The sequence below is a fragment of the Streptomyces sp. NPDC002867 genome (assembly GCF_053591895.1).
Genome location: NZ_JBSFUR010000069.1, coordinates 1 through 9,926 on the forward strand (window position 1 = coordinate 1; position 9,926 = coordinate 9,926).

Annotated in this window: 8 protein-coding genes and 1 pseudogene; 1 reads left to right on the forward strand and 8 read right to left on the reverse strand. The window is 71.9% G+C overall.

Going from position 1 to position 9,926, the window contains the following annotated elements:
• The 3 genes and pseudogenes from ACWD0A_RS32580 to ACWD0A_RS32590 all read right to left on the reverse strand — a co-directional run.
• Positions 1 to 192, reverse strand: a pseudogene (locus tag ACWD0A_RS32580) (tRNA (guanosine(46)-N7)-methyltransferase TrmB); the annotation flags it as partial.
• A complete protein-coding gene (locus ACWD0A_RS32585) occupies positions 144 to 1,220 on the reverse strand; it encodes a methyltransferase (protein WP_451304013.1) in 1,077 nt (358 codons plus the stop codon). The gene ACWD0A_RS32585 and the pseudogene ACWD0A_RS32580, both read right to left, overlap by 49 nt.
• A 67-nt stretch (positions 1,221 to 1,287) precedes the next feature.
• On the reverse strand, positions 1,288 to 2,355 hold the full coding sequence (locus tag ACWD0A_RS32590) for a right-handed parallel beta-helix repeat-containing protein (RefSeq protein WP_451304015.1): 1,068 nt from the start codon (positions 2,353 to 2,355) through the stop codon (positions 1,288 to 1,290).
• A 152-nt stretch (positions 2,356 to 2,507) separates the two neighbouring features.
• Here ACWD0A_RS32590 and hemC point away from each other — a divergent pair, with 152 nt between their 5' ends.
• A complete protein-coding gene (gene hemC, locus ACWD0A_RS32595) occupies positions 2,508 to 3,443 on the forward strand; it encodes a hydroxymethylbilane synthase (RefSeq protein WP_451304017.1) in 936 nt (311 codons plus the stop codon).
• Between the two features lie 22 nt (positions 3,444 to 3,465).
• On the opposite strand, the gene ACWD0A_RS32600 is transcribed toward hemC, so the two are convergent.
• The 5 genes from ACWD0A_RS32600 to ACWD0A_RS32620 all read right to left on the reverse strand — a co-directional run.
• Positions 3,466 to 4,050 carry a hypothetical protein gene (locus ACWD0A_RS32600; RefSeq protein ID WP_451304019.1) on the reverse strand — a complete coding sequence of 195 codons (585 nt, stop codon included), beginning with the start codon at positions 4,048 to 4,050 and terminating at the stop codon, positions 3,466 to 3,468.
• 175 nt (positions 4,051 to 4,225) lie between these two features.
• On the reverse strand, positions 4,226 to 5,116 hold the full coding sequence (locus ACWD0A_RS32605) for a S1 family peptidase (RefSeq protein WP_451304021.1): 891 nt from the start codon (positions 5,114 to 5,116) through the stop codon (positions 4,226 to 4,228).
• A 143-nt stretch (positions 5,117 to 5,259) separates the two neighbouring features.
• The gene (locus ACWD0A_RS32610) at positions 5,260 to 6,399 is read right to left on the reverse strand and encodes a glycine amidinotransferase (protein ID WP_451304023.1); all 1,140 of its coding nucleotides are present in this window, start codon (positions 6,397 to 6,399) and stop codon (positions 5,260 to 5,262) included.
• 51 nt (positions 6,400 to 6,450) lie between these two features.
• Positions 6,451 to 6,663 carry an MbtH family protein gene (locus ACWD0A_RS32615; RefSeq protein WP_451304025.1) on the reverse strand — a complete coding sequence of 71 codons (213 nt, stop codon included), beginning with the start codon at positions 6,661 to 6,663 and terminating at the stop codon, positions 6,451 to 6,453.
• A gap of 104 nt (positions 6,664 to 6,767) precedes the next feature.
• On the reverse strand, positions 6,768 to 9,926 hold a 3,159-nt coding region (locus ACWD0A_RS32620; RefSeq protein WP_451304027.1), incomplete at its 5' end, for a condensation domain-containing protein.

Genomic DNA, 9,926 nt, shown 5'->3' on the forward strand with positions numbered 1-9,926 from the left:
GTTCTCGAAGTCCGGGTGCGCGGTCAGGACGTCGAGCATCTGCTCGGCGTACGGCTCCCAGTCGGTCGCGCAGTGCAGGACCGCGCCGGGCCGGACGGGGCCGGCTGCTGGTGTCGTGCGCTCCTCCTTGCCGGGCCGGTGGCTCAGCCGGGGACGACGCTCTCGAACGCGTGCAGGTAGGAGTTCACCGGGCGGATCTCCCCGACGACCAGACCGGCGGCCTCCATGCGGCTGGTCATGCTCTCCTTCGTGTGCTTGGCCCCGCCCACGTTCAGGAGGAGCAGCAGGTCCATCGAGGTGGTGAACTTCATCGACGGCGAGTCGTCGACGAGGTTCTCGATGACGATCACCCGGGCCCCGGGGCGGGCCGACCCGACGACGTTGCGCAGTGTCCGGGCGGTGCTGTCGTCGTCCCACTCCAGGATGTTCTTGATGACGTAGACGTCGGCGCCGACCGGCAGGGCCCGACGGCAGTCGCCGGGCACGATGCTCACCCGGTCGGCGAGCGCACCGCCCTCGCGCAGCCGCGGGTCGGCCTTCTCGACGACACCCGGCAGGTCGAACAGCGTGCCCTTCAGGCCGGGGTTCTTCTCCAGCAGGCTGGCCAGCACATGACCCTGGCCGCCGCCGATGTCGGCGACCGTGGACGCCCCGGTGAGGTCGAGGAGTTCGGCGACGTCGCGCGCGGACTGCACGCTGGAGGTGGTCATGGCCCGGTTGAACACCTGGGCCGACTCCTCCGCGTCCTCGTGGAGGTAGGTGAAGAACTCCTTGCCGTACAACTCCCCGAAGACGCTGCCGCCCGTGCGCACCGCCGCGTCGAGGCGGGGCCAGGCGGCCCAGGTCCACGGTTCGGTGCACCACAGGGCGATGTAGCGCAGGCTGTGCGGGTCGTCCTCGCGCAGCAGCCGGGACATGTCGGTGTGCGCGAACCGGCCGTCCGCGTCCTCGGTGAAGATCCCGTAGCAGGTCAGGGCGCGGAGCATGCGCCGCAGCGCTCTCGCGTCGGTCTTCACGGCCGCGGCGAGGTCCTCCGCGGTGCTGGGGGTGTCCTCCAGGGCGTCGGCGACGCCGAGCCTTGCCGCCGCGCGCACGGCGGCGGCGCAGGCCGCGCCGAAGACGAGTTCGCGCAGCCTCATGGAGGCATGGGGCGCGGTGGGCTCGACGGGCACGGGGGATGCGGTGGATGCGGTGAGTGCGGTGGATGCGGTGGTGGTCATGCCGCCTCGCTTCTCGTGAGTGGGGCCGGGCCTGACGGCCCGGCCAGTCGGTCCCTCGCGGCGTCGCTCAGCACAGTCCGGCGGGCTCGGAGACGCCGCACACGTTGGCGTCGAAGCGGTTGCCGGTGCCGGCGGCGTCCCGGTCGGCCAGGTCGGCCGCCCCGTTGCGCACGACGACGTTGTCCCGGACGACGTTGTCCGTGCCGGGGATGCCGACGACGCTCTTGAAGAGGACGATGCCGCCGGAGAACGGCGAGGAGCCCACGTTGCCCCACACGATGTTCCGCTCGACGACGGTGTCCTCGGTGCCGGTGAGGACGATGCCCGCGCCCTGGATCTCGGGCAGCCGGGCCGTGGCCTTGCAGGCCTTGTTGTTGCGCAGGACATGGTTGCCACTGACCGTCAGGGCGCCCGCGCGCGGCTTCGATTCGTCACCGACGAGGAACAGACCGGCGCAGTTCGCCATCATCGTGTTGCGGTCGACGGTCAGGTTGCGCACCCGCCGGACCGTGGCGCCGATGCGGTTGTCCGTCATCACGTTGCCACTGATCCGCGTCCCGAGGGTGTCGGTGGCACCGGCCTCCTCGGAGACTGTGTTCGCCACGAAGATGCCGGCGTCGCCGTTGGACCGGACGATGTTGCCCGTCAGGACGGAGCGGGTGGAGCGCTGCTCGGCGATCCCCCAGGTGCCGTTCTTCTCCGAGGTCACGCCCCGCACGGTCAGCCGGTCGGTCCAGGAGGCCCACACGCCGCTCTTGGTGAAGCCCGACAGGGCCAGCGCCTGGATGCGTACGCCGTCGACGGACTGCTCGGCCGTGCCGGTCACGCAGACACCGTTCCCCGCGGCGGCGCAGGCGTTCCCGGCCCGCGCGGTGGCCGCCGCGGGCTTGATCACGGTACGGGCACCCGCCCCGCGCAGCGTCAGGCCGGACGTGGTGATCAGCACGCTCTCGTGGTACGTACCGGCGGCGATGACGACGGTGTCGCCCGGCCGGGCGGCGTCCACGGCGGCCTGGATCGACTGGCCGGGGCTCACATGGTGGGTCTCGGCGGCGTGGGCGGGGACCGCGGCGGCCGCTCCGGAGGCGACGAGCAGGGCTGTGGAGGCGAGGCAGGTGATTTGTCGTTTCGTCATAAGCCGAAGCTATGCGCCGAAGCAGATGAATCGTGACATACCGGGGCAGTCTGTGGTCGTGTCGCGCGCGTCGCTTCCCCGTGCAGCGCAACGGATCTCCCCAGAGGGAGCAACGTCTCCGGGCCTGTCACCGACGCCTTATCGTGGTCGTCATGACTGTGCCCGAGCGGATCCGCATCGTCTCCCGTTCCTCCCCGATGGCCCTCGCCCAGGTGGAGCGCGTACGCGCCGAACTGGCCGCGCTGCATCCGGGCATCCGTACGGAGGTCGTGCCCGTCACCACGACCGGCGACCGGTGGATGGGCGACCTGGCCGAGGTCGAGGGCAAGGGCGCGTTCACCAAGGAGGTCGACGCCGCGCTCCTGGCCGGTGAGGCCGACCTCGCGGTGCACTGCGTCAAGGACATCCCGGCCGACCGGCCGCTGCCCGCCGGCACGACGTTCGCGGCCTTCCTCAAGCGGGACGACATCCGTGACGCCCTGATCCACCCCGGCGGCCTGGCGCTCGACGAGCTGCCGGCCGGTACGCGGATCGGCACGTCGTCCGTCCGGCGGGCGGCCCAACTGGCCGCCTCGCACCCCGAGCTGGAGTGCGTGCCGATGCGGGGCAACGCCAACCGGCGCCTGGAGAAGCTGTACGCGGGGGACGCGGACGCGCTCCTGCTCGCCGTCTCCGGCCTCGAGCGCATCGGCCGCACCGACGTGATCAGCGAGATCCTGTCGGTCGAGACGATGTGCCCGCCGATCGGCGCCGGGGTCCTCGCTCTCCAGTGCCGCGAGCACGACGACGCCGTGATCGACGTGGTGAGCGCCCTCGGCGACCCGGACGCCCACCGGGAGACGACGGCGGAGCGGATGTTCCTTCACGTCCTGCAGGGGCACTGCAACAGCCCGATCGCCGGTTACGCGCAGGCCGAGCGGAACGGCGACCTGTCGCTGCGGGCGAAGGTCTTCACCCCGGACGGCAAGACCGTGCTCAACGCGCACGAGTGGGCCGGGCGGCTGGACCCGGCCACGCTCGGCACCTCGGTGGCCGTCGCACTGCTGCGCCAGGGAGCGCGCGAGCTGATCGACGGCATCGCGCACTAGAGGAGCGCGACGGGCGTGGTGCTCAGGACTCCTCGAAGTAGGCGTCGAGCACCGCGTCCAGCTCCGCCGTCCACTCCTTGAGCCGGCCTCTGGCGTCCGCCTCGACCTCGGCGTTGAACCAGCGGTTGGCCGCGACGTGGACCGTGACGGTGAAACGGCGGCCGAACCGCGGGGTCTTGACCTCGACCGCGCCGATCTCGTCCCAGCGGAAGTCGGCTTCCTGGTCGTCGAGGCGGAAGCGGACGCCCTCGCGGTTCGCGGTGATCGAGCCGCGGCGGTCGCTGACCTCGAAGACGGGGCCGTCGTCCCCGGCGCCGTCGGCGTCCTCACCGTCCGCTGCCGTGTCGTCCGCTGCCGTCTCGCTCCCGCCCGTGTCGTCCCCGGCCGCGGGCCCGGCGGCGTCCTCGATCGCGTCCTCGGCCCCGTCGTCGGAGACCGCCTGCGGGGCGTCCTCCCCGGCGGCGTCCTCCGGCTCCTTGTCCTCGCGCTCCCGCGTCCCGCCGGCCGCCGCGGGGGCGGGACGGGCGCCGACGAGGCCTGGGAGGAAGGCCGGGTCCGTGCTCACGGCGAAGTCCGGCTTGATGTTCGGATCTATCTGCTGCTCCACGGCGGGCAGTATGGTCGACGAAGCTGTGCGAGGCCAATGGGCGTTCGGGCGGCGCTTCGCCGCGGCGGATCCGATCAGGGCGGAACGGACCGGCCCCGCCGCCCGGCGCGGTGTCCGGTCTTGCGACCGGACGCGGCCCACCGGGCAGCGGGGCCCGTTGTGCACCGCCGCGGCGTCAGCGGCGCAGCAGCTGCTTCATCCGCTTGCCCTCGCGGGACTCTGCGAGGGTGTCCCACAGCTTCTTCGAGCTGGTGGAGGTGTAGACGCCGGGCGCACCCTGCTCACCGCAGCCCTCGCCGTACGACACGATGCCGATCTGGTAGGTGCGGCCGGCGACCTTGCGGAACAGCGGGCCGCCGCTGTCGCCCTGGCAGGAGTCCTTGCCCTCGACGCCCGCGCAGACGTTGACGGCCTTGTTGTACTCCGGGTACGTCGCCGTGCACTCGGCGTGCGAGAGCAGGGGCACCTTCACGCCGCGCAGCCGGTCGGGGAAGCTGGGCACCTCGGTGTCGGTGTTGCCCCAGCCGATGACCGTCGCCTGCGCGCCGGGGCGGAGCAGGGCGTCCGTGCCGGCGGTCGGCATCTTCACGGCGGCGATGCCCGCGACGGGCTTGGCGAGCTCCAGCAGCGCCAGGTCGTACGCCTCGTCCCCCTTGGCGTAGCGGGGGTGCGAGACGATGCTCCGCACGTTGCGCAGCTGCCCCTGGCGCTTGTCGGACAGCACGGTCCGGCCGACCGTGACCTCCAGCTTCTTCGCCTCGGTGTCTGTCACGCAGTGGGCTGCCGTCAGGACCACGTTCGCGTTGATCAGGCTGCCGCCGCAGAACTGGCGGTCGGTCGGGCTTCCGGAGCCCTTGTTCAGGAGGGCGGCCATCCACGGGTGGGCGGAGACGGGCTGCTCCACACCTCCGATGATCTTGATACTGGGCCTGGCCCGCTCCTCGCCGGGTGCCGTGTGCGCGGCGGCCGTGGTGACGGCCGACGCGAGGAGGGCCAGAGCCGCACTCGCCACCAGCCCGACGGAGGTTATCCGGCGGACACGGTGACGGGTCGGGGAAACTCTCATGGGGGTTGGTCTCCACTTCTGATCACGGACACCGAAGGGCCTTTCCCAGCAGGGGTGTTGACCCTTCGGCACTGTCGTGTCATCAGAGCGGCAAATCGCGCGTGAGGTTCACTCGCCACCGGAGGTTTTCCGGTGCGACGCGCTCAGACCAGCGGCTGGTAGTCGAGGCGCGGGAAGTAGTCCTCCCTCGTGCCGTCGCGGCGCACGTCCCACGTGGCGCAGTGGAGGGAGCCCCCGTACTCGAACACGTTGCGGAACGGGACGGTGAAGACCTCGAAGTCCAGCTTGGCGAGCAGGTCCTGGAGCGGCTTCTCCTGCTCCTCGCAGATCACCTTCGTGGGCGAGATGCTGAGGACGTTCATCGAGAGCCACTTCGACGACTGGCAGTACTGCGGCATCTCGTGGTTGCCCAGGACGGGCTGCGGGACCTCGATCAGCTCCCAGTCGTTGGCGAGGAACATCTTCTCCTCGCCCTCGCGCAGCGGCCGTTCCGGGTTGGTGAGGATCACGCCCGGGCGCAGCGGCACGAAGGTGCAGTCGATGTGCGAGGGGAAGAAGTCCAGCGGGAAGTGCACCGTGTGGACACGGAAGCCCCGCGGCTCCAGGTGCCGCTTGAGCCAGTGGATGCCCGCCCGGTTGGTGGTCATCGACTCCTGGACGAGGATGTCGCGTCCGAGCCGGCTCATGTCGGCGGCGTCGAAGATCACCTCGTCCTGGTTGATGCAGAACTCGAAGGAGTGCATCTGCGCGTGCCGCTTCTCCAGCGGCCAGTCCCAGAACTCCTCGCGGTACATGTCGTCGGCCATCGACGGCTTGGGCGCGGTCGTCCACTCGACGCGCGGGTCCGCGTTCCAGTACTCGTACACCAGCTTGCGGTAGGGCTGGTACTCGAAGTACCGGGCCCGGCGCGACATGGTGGCCTCGATGATCTCGTTGCCCATGGTGATCATCACGTCGCGCGGGCAGACGGCGCAGTACTGGTTCTCGACCTCGAAGTCGGGCGTGCGGACCGGGGCGGAGAAGTCGTGGGGCTCGGGGCGGCGGACCGTGACGCCCTGGGACTCCAGCAGCGCGGCGAGTCCGGCGAGTTCCTCGTTGGCGAGTTCGATGGCCTTGTCGGACTTCGGGCCGGTCGGGAACGGCGTGTCGGGGGCGTTGCGGATCGCGGGCCGGCTGCCCGGTTCGGTCGGCTCGAAGCAGGCGTTGTCGGCGGAGCCGACCACCATCTCCTGGAGCGGGTCCCACTCGTTCCAGGAATTGACGGCCACGGAGTCGTTCTGCATGTGCACGGTCACCTGTCTGTGAGGAAGCGTTCTCGCGGGAGGGGAAGCGGGTTACGCGGGGTCGTTCGCGTCGGCGAGGCTCGCGGGACGCATGTCGGTCCAGTTCGTCTCGATGTAGTCGAGGCAGCTGCCCCGGTCGGTGTCGGCCACCACGACGTCCCAGCCGCGCGGCACCAGGACGAACGCGGGCCACAGGCAGTGCTGGCGTTCCTCGTTGACGAGCACGTGGAAGGTGCCGTCCTCGTTCTCGAAGGGGTTGGTCATGGCAACTGCTCCCTTTCTGTGTCGGGACCGGATGTCCGCCGGCGGCGGGTCGGAGCCGGGTCGGCTCGGGTCGTCGGCTCAAGTCGTCGGCTCAGGTCGTCGGCTCAGGCCAGTGCGAGAGCCAGGGCTCGCGCGGTACGGCAGCGGAAGACGGCCGCGACGTCGACCGTCCGCCCGAGTGCCGCCTCGATCCGGCCCACGAGGCGCAGAGCTGTGACGGAGTCGCAGCCGAGGTCGAACACGTCGTCGTCCGCGCCCACGGACGCGCACCCCAGCACCTCGGCGATCAGCTCGCACAGCTGCTGCCGTACGGGCTCGTCGGCCGGTGCCGGTAGGGGGGTCAGAAAGCGTTCCGCCGGGTCGTCCAGAGCCCCCGGCAGGTCGACGAGCAGCTTCCTCAGATGTGCGGCCACCTGCTGCCCGAACCCGGCGTCGAACAGGTCGGTGCGGTAGCCGACCTCCAGGTACAGCTGCCGGCCGGGCGCGGCCATCAGCTTCAGCGGATAGTGGTACGCGTCGTGGCCGGTGACGCCGACCAGCCGCAGGCCGTCGTCCGGGCCGCTCGGAAGGGTCTCGGCGGTCGGGAAGTTCTCCACGACGACGCAGCTGTCGAACAGGGTTCCCGCTCCCACCGCCCGCTGGATGTCGGTCAGGGCGAGGTGGTGGTACGGGAGGAGCTGGGCGTGCTCCTCCTGCACGCGCCCGAGCAGGGCGGCCACCGGTTCGGCCGGGTCGAGGCGGACCCGCACCGGCACGGTGTTGATGAACAGCCCCACCATCTCCTCCACGCCGGGCAGTTCCGCGACGCGGCCCGAGACAGTGGCCCCGAACGTGATGTCGCGCTGCCCGGTCCGCCGGTACAGGCACAGCGCCCAGGCCACCCTCAGCAGGGTGTTGAGCGTGACGCCGTGCCGGCGTGACACGTCGAGCAGTGCGGAGGTCTCCGGTTCGGAGAGCTCAACGGCGACGGTCTCCGGCAGTGCGCGTATGCGTGCGGTGTCCCGGTCCGGGCAGACAAGCGTGGGTTCCTTCAGGCCGGACAACGCGTCGGCCCAGGCCAGGCGGGCCTCGTCACGGTCCTGCTCCGCCAGCCAGCGCAGGTAGTCGGGGTAGTGGCCGGGGGCCGGCAGACCGCTCACGTCGTCGCCGTGGTCGAAGAGCGCGAGCAGGTCCCGCAGGAGCAGCGACGTGGTCCAGCCGTCGGTGATCAGGTGGTGCATGCTCAGCACCAGTTGCTGCCGGTCCTCGGCCAGGGCGAGGAGGGTGCAGCGCATCAGGGGCGGCCGGGAGGGGTCGAAGCGCTTGCGCTTGTCGGCGTCCAGCAGCGCCTCCCGCCGTGCGGCCTGCTCCTGCGGGCCGAGGCCGGTCAGGTCGTGCACGTGCCACGGCATCCGGACCTGTTCCGGGACGACCTGCACCGGTTCTCCCGACCGCCGTTGGAGGAAGCCCGCGCGCAGCATCGGGTGGCGCCGCAGCAGGGCGTCGCAGGCGGCCCGGAACCGGTCGGCCTCGAGGCGCCCCTCCACCTCCAGGGAGATCTGGACGTTGTAGACGTCGAGGTCCCGGCTGTCGTAGCGGGCGTGGAAGAACAGTCCTTCCTGCATGGGGGTGAGCGGCAGGACGCACGCGAGGGGCATGCCCGTGCGCGCGCCGAGCAGGGCGGCCTCCTCCTCGTCGATCTCGCCCGCCTCCCGCCTGAGCGCGGGTGCCTGCCGCGGGCCGAGTGCCTCCGCGCTCGCCGCGTGGGCCACCAGCGCGCGCAGTGCGGCGAACCAGAGCTCGGCGAGGCCGGCCGTCTCCTGGTCGGTCAGGAGGCGGCGGGCCCACAGCCAGTGGGCGGTCAGCCGCGGGCCCGCCGGGCTGTCGGCGACGGCCGCGTTCAGCTCGACGACGTGCGCCATCGGCATGCGCGGATCGGCGCCGACGGGCAGTGCGTCGGACTCGGGTGCCACGCTCCAGTCGGCCTCGCCCGGACCGCTGTTCCTGCCGAGGTAGTTGAAGGCGATCTGCGGCGCCGGGCAGGCGGCCAGCTCGGCGGCCGTCTCCCGGTTCAGGTGGCGCAGCAGGCCGAAGCCGATGCCGCGCCGGGGGATGCGCCGGACCTGGGCGGTGACCCGGCGCACGGCGTCGCCGAGGCCGGGGTCCGCCGGATCGCCGTCCGGAGTCCAGTGGCGGGTCCCGGCGTCGATCCGCACGGGGTGGAGCGACGTGAGCCAGCCGACGGTGCCCGACAGGTCGACGTCCTCGGTGAGGTGCTCGCGGCCGTGCCCCTCGACGTCGACGAGCACCGCGGTGCCGTCGCCCGCGCCGGGACGCCGCCAGGCGGTGACGGCGAGCGCCAGGGCCGTCAGCAGCACCTCGTTCGTGTGGGCGCCGAAGACGGCCGGCACCGTGGTGAGCAGCGGGGCGGTCAGGTCCTCGGGGAGGGTGAGGGAGAGTTCGCCGGCCGTCGCGTAGATGTCCTTGGACGGCGAGAGCCGGGACTCGGTGACGGCGACGCCGCCTGCGGCCAGCGTCCTGCGCCAGTACGGCAGTTCGCCCAGAACGACGGGTGTCTGCGCCTCCGCCCGCAGCATCCGGCTCCAGTCCCCCAAGGGGAGCGGTACCGGGGCCGGCCGCGGGGTGGCCCCGGACGCCGCGCTCTGCCAGGCGGAGTACAGGTCGGTCAGCAGGATGTGCCAGGAGACCGCGTCGACGGCCAGGTGGTGGACGGTGACCAGGAGGCGTCCCTGCTCTCCCTCGCCGGCGTCGAACCAGGTGGCCCGCAGCATCGTGCCGTCACGCGGGGCGAGAGCGTCGGCGTCCTCCTCGGCGCACGCGGAGATCCGTGCGCGGAGCGCGTCGGGGCCGAGGCCGCTTGCGTCGATTCGCCGGACCCCCTCCCGCAGCGCGTCCTGGTCCACCGGGTCCACGGCGAGGGATCCGTCCTCCCGCCACCGTCCGCGCAGCGCCTCGTGGCGCTCCACGACGGCCCGTACGGCGACGGCAAGCCGGTCGATGCCGAGTGCGGGCGGCACGCGGAGCAGGGTCGACTGGTGGAAGGCGTCGACCGTGCCGCCGAGTTCGCGCAGCCACTGCATGATCGGCGTGGCGGGGACGACGGCGGACGCATCGTCGCGGGCTTTCGCGCGGGAGCCGGTCGCCGGGGCCGCGTCCGGCGTGGCCGCCTGGTGCAGGAAGGCGGCGAGGCCCTGAGGCGTGCGGTGCGTGAAGACCTGCTTCGGCGTGAACCGCAGACCCGCCTCACGCGCCCGCGCCACCAA

Bases quoted from the DNA above. Each gene is read 5' to 3' on its own strand.
- ACWD0A_RS32585 (WP_451304013.1), bottom strand. From the start codon at position 1,220: ATGACCACCACCGCATCCACCGCACTCACCGCATCCACCGCATCCCCC.
- ACWD0A_RS32615 (WP_451304025.1), bottom strand. From the start codon at position 6,663: ATGACCAACCCCTTCGAGAACGAGGACGGCACCTTCCACGTGCTCGTC.
- ACWD0A_RS32610 (WP_451304023.1), bottom strand. From the start codon at position 6,399: ATGCAGAACGACTCCGTGGCCGTCAATTCCTGGAACGAGTGGGACCCG.
- ACWD0A_RS32605 (WP_451304021.1), bottom strand. From the start codon at position 5,116: ATGAGAGTTTCCCCGACCCGTCACCGTGTCCGCCGGATAACCTCCGTC.
- hemC (WP_451304017.1), top strand. From the start codon at position 2,508: ATGACTGTGCCCGAGCGGATCCGCATCGTCTCCCGTTCCTCCCCGATG.
- ACWD0A_RS32590 (WP_451304015.1), bottom strand. From the start codon at position 2,355: ATGACGAAACGACAAATCACCTGCCTCGCCTCCACAGCCCTGCTCGTC.